The following is a 16,693-nucleotide window of genomic DNA, read 5'->3' as shown; positions in this document are numbered from 1 at the left end:
GGTCACGGGTCGTCCGCAGGTTGCGCTCCTGCCGCCGCACCCCGCCCCGCGTCGCCCCGCCCCGCATGATCCACTCGGGTTTCAGGAAGTCGGCCTGTCGGCGGGTCTCGGATACCGCGACTTCAAGGAACCCGAGTGGATCAAGTCGATCTCGGCGGTGGCCGCCCACGAAGCGCACAAGCGGTGGCCACCCCCACCCGACCGGCGGCGCACGTCCGGACGCGCGGGTCGCACTACCGACCCAGGAACCCGACCTCGGGGCCAGGCCTACGGGCCGAAGTCCGGCGGCAGCTCACGAAGCATGGGCCTCGACAAGGGCTGGGGCGACCGTGCCCGGCGTAGGGATCAAGCCTGACCGCCCGAAGCCGGGGACGGTCGCCCCCAGCCCGTCACCGCGACCACCGCCGTAGCCAGAGACTCACCGCCAGCCCGGGAGACATGACCGAGGGAGCCACGCGGCCGGTTCAAGTGCCCGAGCCCGGGTAGCAGTCTTCCGAGACGGCAGTGAGAAGGGACGAGGGACATGAAGGCACTCACCTGGCAGGGCAAGCGGGACGTAAGGGTCGAGGAGGTCCCGGACCCCCGGATCGAGGAGCCGACCGACGCGATCGTGAAGATCACCTCGACCGCGATCTGCGGCTCCGACCTGCACCTGTACGAGGTGCTCGGGCCGTACCTGAAGCCGGGTGACGTATTGGGTCACGAACCGATGGGCATCGTCGAGGAGGTCGGGTCGGAGGTTTCCGGGCTCAGGCCGGGCGACCGGGTGGTGGTGCCGTTCAACATCTCCTGCGGCAGCTGCTGGATGTGCCAACGCCAGCTCTACGCCCAGTGCGAGACCACCCAGGTGACCGGCGAGGGTAAGGGTGCCGCGCTGTTCGGCTACACCTCGCTCTACGGTTCGGTGCCCGGCGGGCAGGCCGAGTATCTGCGTGTCCCGCAGGCCCACTTCGGCCCGATCGTCGTCCCGCCGACCGGCGCCGACGAGCGGTACCTCTACCTGTCCGACATTCTGCCCACCGCCTGGCAGGCGGTGAAGTACGCGGACACCCCGCCCGGCGGCACCCTGGCCGTCTTCGGGCTGGGCCCGGTCGGGCAGTTCTGCGCCCGGATCGGCCGCCACCTCGGCGCCGGCCGGGTGATCGGGCTGGATCTGGTGCCGGAGCGGCTGGAGTTGGCCCGCCGCCACGGCATCGAGGTGCTCGACGTCCGCGAACTCTCCGACGTGCCGGGCGCGCTCATCGACCTGGTCGACGGGCGTGGCCCGGACGCGGTGATCGACGCGGTCGGGATGGAGGCGCACGGCTCCCCGGGGGGCAAGCTGGCCCACGCCGCCGTCGGGCTGCTGCCGGACAAGCTGGCGCAGACGATGACCGACCGGGTCGGCATGGACCGGCTGTCCGTCCTGCACGCCGCGGTCAAGGGGGTGCGCCGCGGCGGCACCGTGTCGGTCTCCGGCGTGTACGGCGGTGAGGCGGACCCGATGCCGTTGATGGAGATGTTCGACCGGGGCGTCCAACTGCGGATGGGGCAGTGTCACGTGCGCCGGTGGACCGACGAGATCCTGCCGCTGCTCGCCGGTGACGACGACCCGCTGGGCGTGGAGGACCTGCGCACCCACCGGGTGCCGCTGGTCCGCGCCCCGCAGGCGTACGAGATGTTCCAGAAGAAGGAGGACGGCTGCATCAAGGTCGTGCTCGAACCGTGAGTGCGAGGAGTGAGCCGGGGTTGCGAGCCCCGCAGTCACGAATTCAGCCAGTGCCGTGAGTCGGGTGGTGGTGGTCGTCGGCGCGAGCAGCGGGATCGGCCGGGCGACAGCCCGGGCGTTCGCCGAGCGCGGCGACCGCCTCGTCCTCGCCGCCCGCGCCACCACGACCCTGGCAGAGGTACGCGCGGAGTGCGCCGACGTCGACGTGCTGACCGTGCCGACCGACGCGACCGAGCCGAATGCGCTGGACGATCTGGCCGAAGCGGCGCTCGACCGCTTCGGCCAGATCGACGTGTGGGTGCACACGGCGGCGGTGATGGCCTACGGGCGCTTCGACGAGTTGCCCGAACGGGTCTTCGACCAGGTGGTGCGCACCGATCTGCTGGGCGCGGCGGGTTCGGTGCGGGTGGCGCTGCGGCACTTCCGGGTTGCCGGGGCCGGCACGGTGATCCTCACCGGTTCGGTCCTCGGGCACATCACCGCGCCGTACATGAGCGCGTACGTGACGAGCAAATGGGGGTTGCAGGGTCTGGCCCGGACGGTGCAGCAGGAGTTGCGCGACAGCCCGGAGATCCGGCTGTGTCTGGTCAATCCGGGCAGCGTGGACACTCCCGTCTACCAGCAGGCGGCCAACTATCTGGGCCGGTTCGGGCGGCCTCCGGTGCCGGTCGCCAGCCCGCAGCGGGTGGCGCGGGCCATCGTGGACTGTGTGGACCGGCCCCGCCGGGAGGTCTCGGTGGGCCGGCTCAACGTGCTGCTGCGCGCCGGCTTCACCGTGCTGCCGGGGGTCTACGACGTACTCGTCGGGCCGTTGATGCGGGCGGCGGGCCTCAGTGGACGGTCGGTCGCCGCGCACGACGGCTCGGTCTTCGCGCCGAATCCGGTAGGTGAGGCGGTACGCGGCGGTCACCTTCCCGACCTGCGGCAACTCGTGTTCGGACCGGTTGGTGCGGTGGGTGCCGCACTGCGCCGACGGCTCGGCTGAACTGTTCGGAACTGTTCGGGATGATTCGGGGGCATCGTGTATCGATCAACTCGCATAGGGTGGTGGGTCAGCAAGCGCTCTGGCGCACCACGATCGGGGAGACGATTGACCATGCGACTGAACCGCAGAACGGCGCTCGGCCTGGGCACGGTGGCCACCGCCGGCACGGTGTTGGGCGCCGCCGCCCCGGCGAGCGCCGCCGGGGACACCGAGGCGTCGCCGACCACCCCCGCTCGGGCCGCCCGTCGGGTCGCCGCCGTCTTCAGCAGGCACAGCACCGGGGCCGGCGGCAACTGGCAGGCGTACGTCAGCGTCGCCGACCCGACCGGTACGCCGGTGGTCGCGGTGCAGGCCGACCCGGATCGGCGGATCGAGGCGTACAGCGTCAACAAGATCGCGGTCGCCACGGCGGTGCTCGACAAGGTCGACCGGGGGCTGCTCACCCTGGACCAGCAGGTCGAGGTGAGCGCGGCGATCGTGGTGCCGGGCGGTGACGGCATCTTCAGCCTGGACGGCGCGTACCCGAGCCTGGTGACCATCGGGCATGTGCTGGCGAACCTGTTGACCGTCTCGGACGACACGGCGGTGCGGTTGTGCGGGCTGGTCGCCCCGGCCGCCGAGATCAACTCCATTCTGGTCGCCAAGGGCTTCCCGAACACCCAGGTCGAGCCGGTGGCCAACCCGAACCGGTTCTTCCTCGGCACCAGCACCCCCCGGGAGACGCACGACCTGCTGCGCGCCCTGGTCGCTGGCACGCTGCTCTCCCCCGCCTCGACGACGTACCTGTTGGGCATTCTGCGCTCCCCGGTGGCGTTCACCGACGGCATCCGGCGCACGATGTCCTCCGACGACCGCGCCCGGATCGCGACCAAGGCCGGCTGGTACGCCGACGCCCGGCACGAGGCCGGGGTGATCTTCGACCGTTCCGGCGCGGCGGTGCTCACCTACGCGCTCTTCGCCGACGGGCAGGCCAACCCGGATGACTTCGGCGCGACCCATCCGGCGGTGCAGGCCCGGGCCGCCATGGGCCCCAAGTTCCTGACCGCGGTGGACCGGATCGCCGGCGTGGGCAGGACGTTCCGGATCACCGCCCGACGCCCCAGCAACGGCGGCTAGAGACCGTCGCCGGGTCGGTCGCCGCTGCCGGTGACCGACCCGCCCTGGCGACCGCCGAGGCACGGGTCGGTCCGGATGACTACCGTGTAGGGCGGACACGTCGGAGGGACGGCAATGGCACGAGCGCGGAGCACTGACGTCGAACGGTCGCTCGGGCGGCGGATGCGGGGCGCGGCTGGCCTGGCCGCGCTGGCCGGCCTGGCCTGGGTGGCCCGGGATGTGCCGGCGGCGCTCGGTGGCCGGCTCAGCGGGGCGCGGGCCGAACGGGCGGCCCGCTCGCCCCAGTTCCGCGACGGCACCTTCCACAACCGGGTCGGCACCCGCACCGAGCCCGCCGAGCCGGGGCGCAACCTGGTCCGCGAGCTGATCTTCGGTAAGCAGAAGCGGCGTCCCACCGCGCCCGTGCCGCTGCTGCGCCCCAGCACGTCCGGGCAGGTCGGCGCGCCGGAGGCCGCCGACGAGCTCAACATCGTCTGGTACGGCCACGCCTCCACGCTGATCGAGATCGAGGGCCGGCGGGTGCTGCTCGACCCGGTGTGGAGCGACAGGTGCTCCCCCTCGGGTCTGGTCGGCCCGCGCCGGCTGCACGAGCCACCGGTGGGCATCGACGAGCTGCCCCCGCTGGACGCCATCCTGATCTCCCACGACCACTACGACCACCTCGACATGGCCACCGTGCGGGCGCTGCTCGCCGGGCAGTCCGCGCCGTTCCTGGTGCCGCTGGGCGTGGGCGCGCACCTGGACCGCTGGGGCGTACCCGCGGAGCGGATCATCGAGCTGGACTGGTCCGAGTCGCACCAGGTCGCCGGCCTGACGATCACCGCCACCGCCGCCCAGCACTTCTCCGGCCGAGGTCTGCGCCGCGACGGCACGCTGTGGAGTTCGTGGGTGGTGGCCGGGGCCCGCCGCAAGGTCTTCTACACCGGCGACTCCGGTTACTTCGGCGGGTACGCGGAGATCGGCGCCGAGCACGGGCCGTTCGACGTGACGTTGATGCAGGTCGGCGCGTACGACCGGGCCTGGCCGACGATCCACATGTTCCCGGAGGAGGCGGTCAACGCCCACCTGGACCTGCGCGGCGGGCTGTTCGTGCCGGTGCACTGGGCGACGTTCAACCTGGCCCTGCACGACTGGTCGGAGCCGGTGGACCGGTTGTGGGCCGAGGCGAAGGCGCGCGACGTGCGGCTCGCCGTGCCCCGCCCCGGCGAGCGCGTCGTGGTCGACGAGCCGCCCGCCGTCGACGGCTGGTGGCAGTCCGTCGCCTGAGGCTGGTCAGAGCACGAACGCGTCGGTCCAGAGCGCGCCGGACCGGCCGGAGAGCGCGTCCAGCATGGCCACCGCCTGACCGTCGGTGAGTTGTGCGACGAAGTCGACGATGGCCCGTCCCCGGGCCCGACCGATCCGGTCCGGGGTACGCGGGTGCAGCTCCGCCTCGGCCAACTCGACCAGGTCGTGCAGTCGACGGGGCAGCCGGGATTCCTCCTCCGGGTCGAGCAGCCACTCCCAGAGCGCCTCGACCAGGGTGCCCAGCAGCCGGGCCTGGCCGCGCTGGTGCAGGGCGAGATCCGGGCGGGCCAGCACGAACCGGTGGTGGACGAACTTGAGCACCTGCACCTCGTGCCACTGCGCGCAGCCGAGCAACACGTGCCCGGAGCGCACCGACGGCTGATCGGCGACGGTGATGGCCTCGACGAAGCGGGTGGACCAGCGGGCGGAGAACCGCGCCACGTACTGCTCGGCCTCGATGGAGCCGTCGAACGGCATCGCGAGCAGCCCCTCGACCAACTCCTCCCGGACGTGCTCGACGGCGGCGGCGAACGCGTCGTCGTCGGCGATCCAGGCGTCCTTACGGTGCAGCTGCCGGCGCAGCCGCTCGATCGCCGCCCCGGGTCGCCGGGCCGCCGTGGCCAGCGCCGCGTCGGTGATCGCCCGGAAGTGCCCGCTCTCGCGCTGCCAGGCCATCAGCTCGGCGGAGACCGAACCCTGCTGGAGCACACCGACCCGGTAGAAGTCCTCCACGTCGTGGATGGCGTACGCGATGTCGTCGGCGGTGTCCATCACCGACGCCTCCACGGTCTGCTGCCAGTCCGGGATGCGCCCGGCGAACGGCTCCCGGGCCTGCCGCAGGTCGTCCAGTTCGGTGCGGTACGCCCCGAACTTCGACGAGCCGCTGTCCGGGTCGTCCGGTGGCGGGGTGGCTCCGCGCGGCGGTGGATCCATCGTGCGAGGGTGCGGGTCGGGGTGGTCCAGGCGGGTCCAGGGGTATTTCAACATGGCCGCGCGGACCGCAGCGGTCAGGTCCAGCCCGGTGGTGGCCGCGCCGCGGATCTCGGTGCTGGTGACGATCCGGTACGACTGCGCGTTGCCCTCGAAACCGTCGGAGAGGCCGAGGCGCTGGCGGGCCAGCCGGTCCAGCACCCGCTCCCCCAGGTGCCCGAACGGTGGGTGGCCGAGGTCGTGGGCGAGCGCCGCCGCCTCCACCACGTCGGGATCGCAGCCGCCGAGCTTGTCCAGCAGGTCATGCCACCGCTCGTCGGCGGTCAACCGCTCGGCGACCGCCCGGGCCACCTGGGCGACCTTGAGGCTGTGCGTGAGCCGGTTGTGCACCAGCAGCCCGGAGCCGACCGGGCTGATCACCTGGGTGACACCGCCGAGGCGGGCGAAGAACGGCGAGCCGACGATCCGGTCCCGGTCGGCGCGGAACGGGTTGGCCGTGAGGTCGCCGAGGGCCCGGGCGCTGCCGCCGAAGAGCCGCCGGGCGCGCGGCTCCGCAGCAGATTCCATGATCGCCACGCTAGCGCAGGCTCGCCGGGACCGCCGCCGGTCACCCCGGCCGGGCGCGACCGTCAGCCCCGGCCGGGCGCGGCGACAGCGCACCTGCCCGCCCGGCAGAATGCAGGCGTACCCGCTCTTTAAGGCGGATCGAGTCGAAGGCGGATCGAGATCGTGACCCAGTCTGTTCATCAGCGGATCGCCGACGAGCTCGGCGTGGCCGAGCGTCAGGTGCGGGCGGCCGTGGAGCTGCTCGACGGCGGCGCCACCGTGCCGTTCATCGCCCGTTACCGCAAGGAGGCCACCGGCCTGCTCGACGACACCCAGCTGCGCACCCTGGAGGAGCGGCTGCGCTACCTGCGCGAGCTGGACGAGCGGCGGGCCGCGGTGCTGGAGTCGATCCGCGGCCAGGGCAAACTGGACGAGGCCCTGGAAGCGCAGATCATGGCCGCCGACTCGAAGTCCCGGCTGGAGGACATCTACCTCCCGTACAAGCCGAAGCGGCGGACCAGGGCGCAGATCGCCCGCGAGGCCGGGCTGGCACCGCTGGCCGAGACGCTGCTGGCCGACCCGAGTCAGGACCCGCGAGCCACCGCCGCCGGGTTCGTCGATGAGGAGAAGGGCGTCGCCGACGCCGCCGCCGCGCTGGAGGGCGCGCGGGCGATCCTCATCGAGACCTTCGCGGAGGACGCCGACCTGATCGGCACGCTGCGCGAGCAGATGTGGTCGCGGGGCCGGCTGGTTTCCCGGGTACGCGAGGGTCAGGAAACCGTCGGCGCCAAGTTCGCCGACTACTTCGACTTCTCCGAGCCGTACCCGAAGCTGCCCTCGCACCGGATCCTGGCGATGTTCCGGGGCGAGAAGGAGGGCGCGCTCGACCTGACGATGGAGTCGGAGGAGGCCGGTGAGGCGGATGCCGCGCCGACCGGCCCGAGCCGGTACGAGGCGATGATCGCCGGCCGGTTCGGGGTGTCCGACGCGGGCCGCCCGGCCGACCGCTGGCTGACCGACACTGTCCGCTGGGCGTGGCGGACCCGAATCCTCATCCACCTCGGCGCGGACCTGCGGATGCGGCTGTGGCAGGCGGCCGAGGAGGAGGCGGTCCGGGTCTTCGCCACCAACCTGCGCGACCTGCTGCTCGCCGCGCCGGCCGGTACCCGGCCCACCATGGGTCTGGACCCCGGTCTGCGGACCGGGGTGAAGGTGGCAGTGGTGGACGCCACCGGCAAGGTGGTCGCCACCGACACCATCTATCCGCACGAGCCGCGCCGGCAGTGGGACGCGTCGGTGGAGACCCTCGCCCGACTGGCCGGGGCGCACGGGGTGGAGCTGATCGCGATCGGCAACGGCACCGCCTCCCGCGAGACCGACAAGCTCGCTGGTGATCTGATCGCCCGGCACCCGCAGCTCAACCTGACCAAGGTGATGGTCTCCGAGGCCGGCGCGTCGGTCTACTCCGCCTCCGCGTACGCCTCGCAGGAACTGCCCGGGATGGACGTGTCGCTGCGCGGCGCGGTCTCCATCGCCCGCCGCCTGCAGGACCCGCTCGCGGAGCTGGTCAAGATCGACCCGCGCTCGATCGGCGTCGGTCAGTACCAGCACGACCTGTCCGAGGTGAAGTTGTCCCGGTCGCTGGACGCGGTGGTGGAGGACTGCGTCAACGCGGTCGGGGTGGACGTCAACACCGCCTCCGCGCCGCTGCTGACCCGGGTCTCCGGGATCGGCGCCGGCCTGGCCGAGAACATCGTGCTGCACCGGGACGCCAACGGGCCGTTCCGCTCGCGTACCGAACTGAAGAAGGTGGCCCGGCTCGGACCGAAGGCGTTCGAGCAGTGCGCCGGCTTCCTGCGCATCCCCGGCGGCGACGACCCACTGGACTCGTCCAGCGTGCACCCCGAGGCGTACCCGGTGGTGCGTCGGATCCTGGCCAGCACCGGTCAGGACCTGCGCTCGGTGATCGGTAGGAGCGCGATCCTGCGCGGGCTGCGGGCCACCGACTTCGTCGACGACCGGTTCGGCCTCCCCACCGTCACCGACATCCTCGCCGAGCTGGAGAAGCCGGGCCGGGACCCCCGCCCGGAGTTCCGCACCGCCACCTTCGTCGAGGGGGTGGAGAAGATCAGCGACCTGAACCCGGGCATGGTGCTGGAGGGCGTGGTCACCAACGTGGCCGCGTTCGGCGCGTTCGTGGACGTCGGGGTGCACCAGGACGGCCTGGTGCACGTCTCGGCGATGTCCCGAACCTTCGTGAAGGACCCCCGCGAGGTGGTGAAGTCCGGCGACGTGGTCAAGGTCCGGGTGCTCGACGTGGACGTACCGCGCAAGCGCATCTCGCTGACCCTGCGCCTGGACGACGAGCCCGCGGCCAGCGGCGGTGGCCGGGCGAACCAGGAGGGGCGTGGCGGCCCGGCGCAGCGCGCACCGCAGGGCGGTCGCGGCGGGCAGGGCACGTCCGGTGGCCCGCAGGGTGGTCGTGGTGGCGGGCAGCAGGGCGGTCGCGGCGGCCAGCAGCGGCAGGGCGCGCCAGCGCCGGCCAATGACGCGATGGCGGAAGCCCTGCGCCGCGCCGGACTGCCCTGACCTCGTCAGCTAGCGCGAGGAGGCGGCCGGGATGCCCCGGAACGACTGGTCATTCCGGCCGCCTCGACTGAAAGCCCTTGCTGGCGTCCGCCACCGGAACGCCCAGGCAGCGGGCGGCGGGGCCACGAGCGGCGGGGAAATCCGCTCGCGTGGCCGCGAGATTCGGGGTGATGATCTCGCGGTGAGAATGCACGCCGACCAGGTGGACGTGAGCGCGGACGTGGTTTCCGCGCTGGTGGCCGAACAGTTTCCGCGGTGGCGGGGCCTGCCGGTCCGGCCGCTCCCCTCGACCGGCACTGTGAACTCCCTGTTCCGGCTCGGCGTGGACATCGTGCTGCGGTTTCCGTTGCTTCCCTCGACCGACCCCGAGCTGCACGCCGAGCTGCGGCGCGAGCAGGAACACGCCGTACTGCTCGGCGCGCACCTGCCGGTCGCGGTGCCCGAACCCCTCGGCCTCGGCGAGCCGGGCGACGGGTACCCCGGGCCGTGGACGGCGTACCAGTTCATTGCCGGGGAGACGGCCCAGCCCGACCGGATCGGCGACCTCGACGTCTTCGCCGCTGACCTGGCCGACGTGGTGACGGCCCTGCGCGGCATCGACACCGGCGGTCGGGTCTGGTCCGGGATCGGGCGCGGCGGACGACTGGCCGCCGAGGACGCCGGCGTGCGGGCCGCGCTCGCGGTCAGCGGCGCGCTCACCGACACCGCCGCGCTCACCGAGGTGTGGGAGCGGTGCCGGGACACGCCCCGGGACGACCCCGCCGACCTGTGGATCCACGGCGACCTGATGCCGGGCAACCTGCTGGTCCGCGACGGCCGGCTGGCCGCTGTCATCGACCTGGGTCTGGTCGGTGTGGGCGACCCCGCGGTGGACCTGATGCCGGCGTGGAACCTGCTCGACGCGGGGTCCCGGGAGACGTACCGGCGGGCGTTGGGCGTGGACGACACGACCTGGGTGCGGGGCCGCGGCTGGGCCCTGGAGCAGGCGATCAACGCGCTGCCGTACTACGTGGAGACCAACCCGGTGATGGCCGGCATCGCCCGGCACACGCTGCGGGCCGTACTCGACTGAGCCGGTCGCGTACCGTCAGCGTCGTGGGTGAGCGGGACGCCCGGGAGTGGCGGGATCGGCAGCGGCACGCGGTGCGGGCGCACGCCGACGCGGACGCGCGGCGGCGGGCCGCCGAACACGCGGAGGCGGCGGAGCTGGTGGCCTGGTTCGTGGCCGAGGCGACCCGGCGGGGGCTGCGCACCACGCGGCTGGTCGCCCGGGGCTACGACGGGCGTGGGCGCTACCGGACCAGGCTGACCGGCTGGTACGTCGACCGGGCCGAAACCCGGGCGGTGGACGTGGATGGCCGGTTCCACCTGCTGACCGTGCCGGGTGGTCTGCGGGCCCGGCTGTTCGGCGTCGACCCGGAGCCCAGCCCGGTGCCGTTGATCGTCGGCGCGGGGGGCCGCGACGGCGAGTCGATCCCGTTGCGAACGCTGCTCACCCGGCTGCTCGACGGCGGGGCCGGCGAGCCTCGTCCCACCACCGGCCCGGCCGCGCCACGAGCGTGAGCAGGCCGGCCGCCTCGTTCGCTCGGTAGGCGGCCACCGTCACGTCCGCTGCGGACGGCGGGTGACCAACGAGGTCAGTGCCCGGCCGTGCTGCCGGGCGTCTTCGACGGTAATGCGAGCAGTTTCAGCTGCGTGCTGCACACCGATTACCGGGAACGGTCGTTTGTCCATAGTAGCGACGCCCTATGATTGATTCATCCCTGTATGACTGGTTCAACCCAAAGGCCCAAGTGGTGAATCTCGTACATATTCAAGAGGATCCTCACTTCTTTTCGTCAGGAATCACGCCATGTTGAGTGTTCCGCTCGCTGGCGGAATCGTGCTCGCACTCATCGTCGGCACCCTGTTGCAGCCACTGATTCTTCGCCTGCTGAAAGCGGCCGCAGTCCTCGACATACCGTCGGAACGGTCCTCGCACAGCACGCCGATCCCGCGCGGCGGCGGCGTGGGAGTCGCCGCGGCGGCGGGGCTCGCGCTTCTCCTGAACGAGCACGCCCGATCCATTGCCGTACCGCTGCTCTTCTTCGCGGCGATCGGGCTTCTGGAAGACCTCCGAGGTGTCCCGGTCCGCAGCCGACTGCTTCTACAGTTGCTGGCCGGTCTGGGCACGGCCCTGGTCCTGGTGCCCGGTGGGCAGGCGTGGCACGTCCACGCGCTTCTCGTCCTCGCCCTGGCGGCTTGGCTGACCTCGTATGTGAACGCCTTCAACTTCATGGACGGCATCAACGGCATCTCGGCCGTGCACGCGATCCTCGGCGGAGTGGTGTACGCCGTACTCGGAGTGCTCACCGACCTTCCGCTGCTGACCGCGGCGGGCAGCCTGATCGCCGCCGCATCCCTGACATTCGTGCCCTGGAACGCCTGGGTCGCGAAGGTCTTTCTCGGTGATGTCGGGTCGTACGCCCTGGGCGGCGCGCTCAGCACGATCGCCGCGTACGCCATCGTTCGCGGCACGCCGCCGGAGGCGGCCGTGGCGCCACTCGCGCTGTATCTCGCCGACACGGGCTGGACGCTCCTGCGCCGCATCAGGAAGGGCGAAGCCTGGTATCGCCCACACCGCAACCACGCCTACCAGCGGCTGACGGACGGCGGGTGGTCACATCAGCGGGTCACCGCGACGACCGCCGTCGTCGGCGCGGCCGTGGCCGGCTGTCTGGTCGCCGCGTCCTTCAGCGGACCAGTCGCCCGGGTCGCACTGGATGCCGCGGCCGTCGGCATCCTCGCTGCCTACCTCGCTGCCCCCGGCTGGCTCACCGCCCAGCGGGCCCAGCCCTCGTCGGAAGGAAGAACGATCCATGCCAGAACTGTCAGCTCAACGAGCCGGTGACCTGGCCGGCGTCGGGAATCGGCCGGTCCAGAAGGTCGCGGTGCTCGGCAGCAGCGGCTTCGTCGGCCGCGCGGTTGTCGCCGAGCTGGGCAGCAGGGGTGCCGAAGTCCGGCTCGTCACCGCACCGCGCGTGTCGTGGCCGCTCGCCGAGGCGCTCCGAAACCATTCAGTTCCGGCGGATCTCCAGCGGGACGTCGTCGACGCCCTCGCCGCACAGCTCGACGGCGCTCACATCGTGATCAACACGGCCGGGCTGCCGAACGGGTCCGCCCCGGACAGCGCGGAGTTGTACGGCGGAAACGCACTGCTCCCCACCCTGGTCGCCCGAGCCAGCGCGCTGGTCAACGCCGATCGGCTGGTGCACGTCAGTTCGGCCGCGGCCCAGGGCGCGATGAAGCTCGACGAAACATCGCGGACGATGCCCTTCTCGCCGTACTCCCGATCGAAGGCGATCGGTGAGCGCCTGTTGCAGCGCGAGGACTGCATCGATGCGGTCATCTATCGGTCGACCTGGGTCCACGACGTGGACCGGCCGAACACCAGGGCGCTCATCCGGCTCGCACAGTCGCGGATGAGCTGCGTCGCCGGGGACGGCACCGCGCCGACACCCCAGGTCCTCATCGACGATGTCGCCGCGGCGATCTCCCACCTCGGGCTCGTCGACGGCCCGGTGCCGCCCATCGTGCTCCAGCCCTACAACGGCATGACGACAGGGCTCCTGCTCCGCCTCCTCGGTGGCCGCGAGCCACGGCACCTCCCACCACGGATGGCGCGGTACGCGACACGCTGCCTGACCGCGTACGGGCGGACGAGTCTGAACGCCAATGCGCACGCCCGCCGGGTGGACATGCTCCTGTTCGGCAAGCGACAGACGCCGGGCTGGCTCGCCGACCAGGGGCTGGCGCCGAAGCTGCGCCCCGAGGCGTGGGAGCGGCTGAGGACGGCCGGCACGCAGCCGACACCCGCCTCAGCGCCGAACAGCGACGCCGTGGCGCGGCCCCGAACAGGTGACTCGCGACCGGTCGAGACGAGCGGAGCGGACGCGGCCAACCGGTCCCTGACGAAATAGCCCCGCCCCCAACAGGAAGGCTCTCCATGACTCTCGCCCCCGGGTCAGGCTCGACTGGCCTGACCGGTTCCTTGGCTGCTCCGGCTGCGGTGGCAGCGCGGTGAGAATCGGGATCATCACCCAGTGGTACGACCCGGAGGGTGGCTCGGCCGTCGTTCCGGGGATCATCAGCCGGTCGCTCGTCGCGCTCGGGCACGAGGTGCACGTGCTCACCGGTTTCCCGAACTATCCGTCCGGCCGGCTGTCTCCGGGTTACCGGCTGCGCCCATACCGCTTCGAGATGATGAACGGCGTCTCGGTGCATCGGGTGCCGCTGGTGCCCAGCCACGACCGGTCGGCGGTCAGACGGGCTGCCAACTATCTCAGCTTCGCGGCCTCCGCCGCGACCCGGCTGGACCTGCTCCGCAAGGTCGACGTGTGGCTGGTCTACTCGTCGCCGGCGACAGTGACGCTGCCCGCGATGATGGCCCGTTGGCTGCACGGACGCCCGTACGTGATTCTCATGGAGGATCTCTGGCCGGACACCCTGGCGGAGAGCGACTACGTCCGCCCTGGTCGTCGCACCGATCTGATCGTCCGCTTGCTCAACAGGTTCTGCGACGCGGCGCACCGGGGCGCGTCGTCGGTGGCGGTCATCGCCCCTGGCATGGCCGACATTTTGAGCAGCCGCGGTGTCCCTCGGGACAAGCTCTCGGTCGTTTACAACTGGGTCGACGAGCGCCTCTTCCGCCCGCGAACACCTGATCCACAGTTGGCGGCGGCCCTCGGGCTGGAGGGCTTCGTCGTCATGTACGCCGGAAGCATGGGAAACCTCCAGGGGCTCGATGTCGCCGTCGACGCACTGGAGCATCTCGCCGACATTCCGGACCTGACGCTCGTGTTCGCCGGCAGCGGTGTGGAAGAGCGCCGGTTACGCGAATCGGCCGCACGGTACGCGCCCGGCCGGGTGGTCTTCCTCGGTCAGCAGCCGGTCGAGCGGATGGTCGAGCTGATGCCACTCGGGGACGTCCAGTTGATCTCTCTGCGCGATCAGCCCTTCCTCCGCTCGATCATGCCCAGCAAGGTGCAGAGCACCCTGGCGTGCGGGCGTCCCATCGTTGCCGCTCTGGCGGGTGACGCGGCCCGGCTCGTCGACGAGTCCGGTGCCGGGTTCGTCGCCCCGCCCGGTGACCCCTTCGCACTGGCCGACGCGATCCGTCGGATGTACGAGTTGGGCGCTGAGAAACGCGAGGAACTGGGCCGCAGCGGTCGGCAGTTCTACCTGGAACGGCTCTCGGAACGGGTCGGCAGCGTCGCGCTCGCCATGCACCTGGAGAAGGCGGTCCGGAGCCAGGCCCCGGCCGCTGGATGACCACGTGCCGGTGGCGTTGTCGAGGACGGCAGCTCACCCGGTGGCACCGCTGGGCCAGACCGAACGGCGGCGGCTCTGCGCCTAGGCAGCAGCCAAGCGTACTGGGCGGTCAATAGGATAACCGGATCTTCAGCTCATATAACCCGAAACATGGCCAACAACGTCGCTTCGCCCTGTAACAAGGACAAAGAGCGCAAAGCTCCTTCTGCCGGGCGGCGGAAGCAGTTGGAGATCGGGACAGGGAGCCAGTACATGCCCCAGGACACGGAGCACACGGCGCGGCCGGACCAGCGGACCCGACGGGCCAGGGCTCGTCGGCGCACCATCGGATTTCTCGCGGCCGACACCACCGCCTGGGTCGGCGGTCTGGTGGCGGCCGCTTGGACCCGGTTCGAGTTCGAGCTCCCTCCGGGCCAACTCGGCCGGGCCGCAGCGGTCGGACTGGCCGCGGCGGTCCTGCACGTGGCGGTGGCGGCGTTGCGCCGGCTCTACTCCGGACGGCACCCGCTGGGCAGTCTTCAGGAGGTCCAGGGAGTCGCCGGCACCACCATCACCACGGCCGCCATCCTGCTGCTCGGGCTGCTGCCGTCCACCGACCGGCCGGTTCCGGCAAGCACCCCGCTGGTCGGCGGCGCACTCGCGCTGCTGCTCATGCTCGGCACCCGGTTCGTGTACCGGCACCGACGCGACCTCGCCATGCGCCCCGATGTCAGGTCGTCGACGCCGGTGCTGCTGTTCGGGATGGGTGACGCGGGGCAGGGGCTGCTCCGCGCCATGCTCAGCGACCCGCGTGGCCGGTACCTACCGGTCGGCGCGCTCGACGACGACCCCGACAAGCGTGACCTGCGCATCGGCGGGGTACGCGTGCTGGGCGGACGGCACGATGTCTCCGCCTCGGTCCGCCGTACCGGCGCCACCGCCGTCATCTTCTCGGTGGCCAACGCGGACGCCGCGCTGATCCGCCAGATCCGCGAGGCCACCCTCGAGGCCGGCGCGGTCTTCAAGGTGCTGCCCCCGGTTCGGGACCTGGTCGACCACCGGATCACCGTCACCGACGTCCGGGACGTGCAGGTCAGCGACCTGCTCGGTCGCCGGCAGGTGGTCGGCGACCTGCCGCTGAGCACCAACAGTCTGACCGGCCGACGGATCCTGGTCACCGGCGCTGGCGGGTCGATCGGCTCGGAGCTCTGCCGTCAGGTGATGAAGGCCAACCCGGGCGAGCTGATGATGCTGGACCGGGACGAGTCGGCCCTGCACGGCCTGCAGATGTCACTCGCCGGACGAGCCATGCTGGACGGTCCCGAGCTGATCCTCGCCGACCTGCGCGACGACGAAGGCATCCGGCGGATCATCCGGGAACGCCGCCCGGAGATCATCTTTCACGCGGCGGCGCTCAAGCACCTGACCCTGCTGCAGCGGCACCCCGGCGAGGCGGTCAAGACGAACGTCTGGGGCACCCTGTCGGTGCTGGACGCCTGCCAGGATGTGGCGAAGTTCGTCAACATCTCCACCGACAAGGCCGCCAACCCGATCAGCGTCCTCGGCTACTCGAAGCGCATCACCGAACAGCTGACCGCGCACGCCGCGTCCCGCTTCCCGGGCACGTTCCTCAGCGTTCGCTTCGGCAACGTGCTGAGCAGCCGCGGCTCGGTGGTGACGGCCTTCCAGCGGCAGATCGAGGCCGGGAAGCCGCTGACCGTCACCCACCCCGACGTCACCCGCTATCTGATGACCGTTCAGGAGGCCGTCCACCTGGTGCTCCAGGCCGCCGAGATCGGCCGGGACGGAGAGGCGCTGGTGCTCGACATGGGCGAACCGGTCCGGATCGTCGACCTGGCGCGCCAGATGGCCGAGCAGGCCGCCAGTTCCGTGCCCATCGTCTACACCGGCCTGCGACCCGGTGAGAAGCTGCACGAGGACCTGCTGGGGAGTGGTGAGGTCGACACCCGACCGTTCCATCCCCTGGTGTCCCACGTGGCCGTGCCGGCGCTCGACCCGATGGAGGTGAGCGGGCTCGACCCGTACGACGACACGGCGAAGGTCGTCGAACATCTGGCCCTGCTCTGTGCCCAGCCCGTCAGTCCGGTGGTGAAGGGCCCGCGGGGCGTACCCCTGCAGTCGCACTGATCCTGATCGACCCCGCCGCCACGGCGGCGACGAACGGGGTGACGCCACACGGCGTCACCCCGTTCCGTTCACCCGGAGGGCGCCCCGCTGTCCTG

At 71.6% G+C, this 16,693-nt stretch carries 12 protein-coding genes; 11 read left to right on the top strand and 1 reads right to left on the bottom strand.

The annotated features are described in order from the left end of the window. The first annotated feature begins 523 nt into the window (after positions 1 to 523). The 4 genes from DLJ59_RS16130 (at position 524) to DLJ59_RS16115 (ending at position 5,075) form a co-directional block, all read left to right on the top strand. Complete coding sequence (locus DLJ59_RS16130; protein ID WP_124773461.1) at positions 524 to 1,708, top strand: zinc-dependent alcohol dehydrogenase; 1,185 nt, start codon at positions 524 to 526, stop codon at positions 1,706 to 1,708. 55 nt (positions 1,709 to 1,763) lie between these two features. Then, on the top strand, positions 1,764 to 2,693 hold the full coding sequence (locus DLJ59_RS16125) for an SDR family NAD(P)-dependent oxidoreductase (protein WP_124773460.1): 930 nt from the start codon (positions 1,764 to 1,766) through the stop codon (positions 2,691 to 2,693). Between the two features lie 111 nt (positions 2,694 to 2,804). Then, positions 2,805 to 3,809: a serine hydrolase gene (locus DLJ59_RS16120; RefSeq protein WP_244236058.1), complete on the top strand. Its 1,005-nt coding sequence runs from the start codon at positions 2,805 to 2,807 to the stop codon at positions 3,807 to 3,809. 114 nt (positions 3,810 to 3,923) lie between these two features. Then, complete coding sequence (locus DLJ59_RS16115; RefSeq protein WP_124773458.1) at positions 3,924 to 5,075, top strand: MBL fold metallo-hydrolase; 1,152 nt, start codon at positions 3,924 to 3,926, stop codon at positions 5,073 to 5,075. 6 nt (positions 5,076 to 5,081) lie between these two features. Here the strand turns inward: DLJ59_RS16115 and DLJ59_RS16110 are convergent, their stop codons facing one another. Beyond that, the gene (locus tag DLJ59_RS16110) at positions 5,082 to 6,593 is read right to left on the bottom strand and encodes a deoxyguanosinetriphosphate triphosphohydrolase family protein (RefSeq protein ID WP_124773457.1); all 1,512 of its coding nucleotides are present in this window, start codon (positions 6,591 to 6,593) and stop codon (positions 5,082 to 5,084) included. Positions 6,594 to 6,755: 162 nt separating this feature from the next. On the opposite strand from DLJ59_RS16110, the gene DLJ59_RS16105 reads away from it, so the two are divergent. The 7 genes from DLJ59_RS16105 (at position 6,756) to DLJ59_RS16075 (ending at position 16,598) form a co-directional block, all read left to right on the top strand. Next, complete coding sequence (locus tag DLJ59_RS16105; RefSeq protein ID WP_244236057.1) at positions 6,756 to 9,161, top strand: Tex family protein; 2,406 nt, start codon at positions 6,756 to 6,758, stop codon at positions 9,159 to 9,161. Positions 9,162 to 9,348: 187 nt separating this feature from the next. Continuing rightward, positions 9,349 to 10,233: an aminoglycoside phosphotransferase family protein gene (locus DLJ59_RS16100; RefSeq protein WP_124773462.1), complete on the top strand. Its 885-nt coding sequence runs from the start codon at positions 9,349 to 9,351 to the stop codon at positions 10,231 to 10,233. Positions 10,234 to 10,256: 23 nt separating this feature from the next. Continuing rightward, positions 10,257 to 10,724, top strand: a complete 468-nt coding sequence (locus tag DLJ59_RS16095) for a hypothetical protein (RefSeq protein WP_124773455.1) — start codon at positions 10,257 to 10,259, stop codon at positions 10,722 to 10,724. A gap of 289 nt (positions 10,725 to 11,013) precedes the next feature. Further along, positions 11,014 to 12,051 (top strand): MraY family glycosyltransferase, encoded by a 1,038-nt coding sequence (locus DLJ59_RS16090; protein WP_124773454.1) that lies wholly within the window; start codon positions 11,014 to 11,016, stop codon positions 12,049 to 12,051. Continuing rightward, positions 12,020 to 13,120, top strand: coding sequence for an NAD-dependent epimerase/dehydratase family protein (locus DLJ59_RS16085; protein ID WP_158630843.1), 1,101 nt, complete (start codon positions 12,020 to 12,022; stop codon positions 13,118 to 13,120). Before DLJ59_RS16090 ends, DLJ59_RS16085 begins: the two co-directional genes overlap by 32 nt. 100 nt (positions 13,121 to 13,220) lie before the next feature. After that, positions 13,221 to 14,471, top strand: a complete 1,251-nt coding sequence (locus DLJ59_RS16080) for a glycosyltransferase family 4 protein (RefSeq protein WP_124773452.1) — start codon at positions 13,221 to 13,223, stop codon at positions 14,469 to 14,471. A 252-nt stretch (positions 14,472 to 14,723) separates the two neighbouring features. Further along, positions 14,724 to 16,598 (top strand): nucleoside-diphosphate sugar epimerase/dehydratase, encoded by a 1,875-nt coding sequence (locus DLJ59_RS16075; RefSeq protein ID WP_124773451.1) that lies wholly within the window; start codon positions 14,724 to 14,726, stop codon positions 16,596 to 16,598. Positions 16,599 to 16,693 lie beyond the last annotated feature (95 nt).

This window comes from Micromonospora inaquosa, from assembly GCF_003857055.1.
Taxonomy (GTDB): Bacteria; Actinomycetota; Actinomycetes; order Mycobacteriales; family Micromonosporaceae; genus Micromonospora; species Micromonospora inaquosa.
Note: the sequence above shows the minus strand (reverse complement) of the source record. Positions and strands in the feature narration are given on the sequence as shown.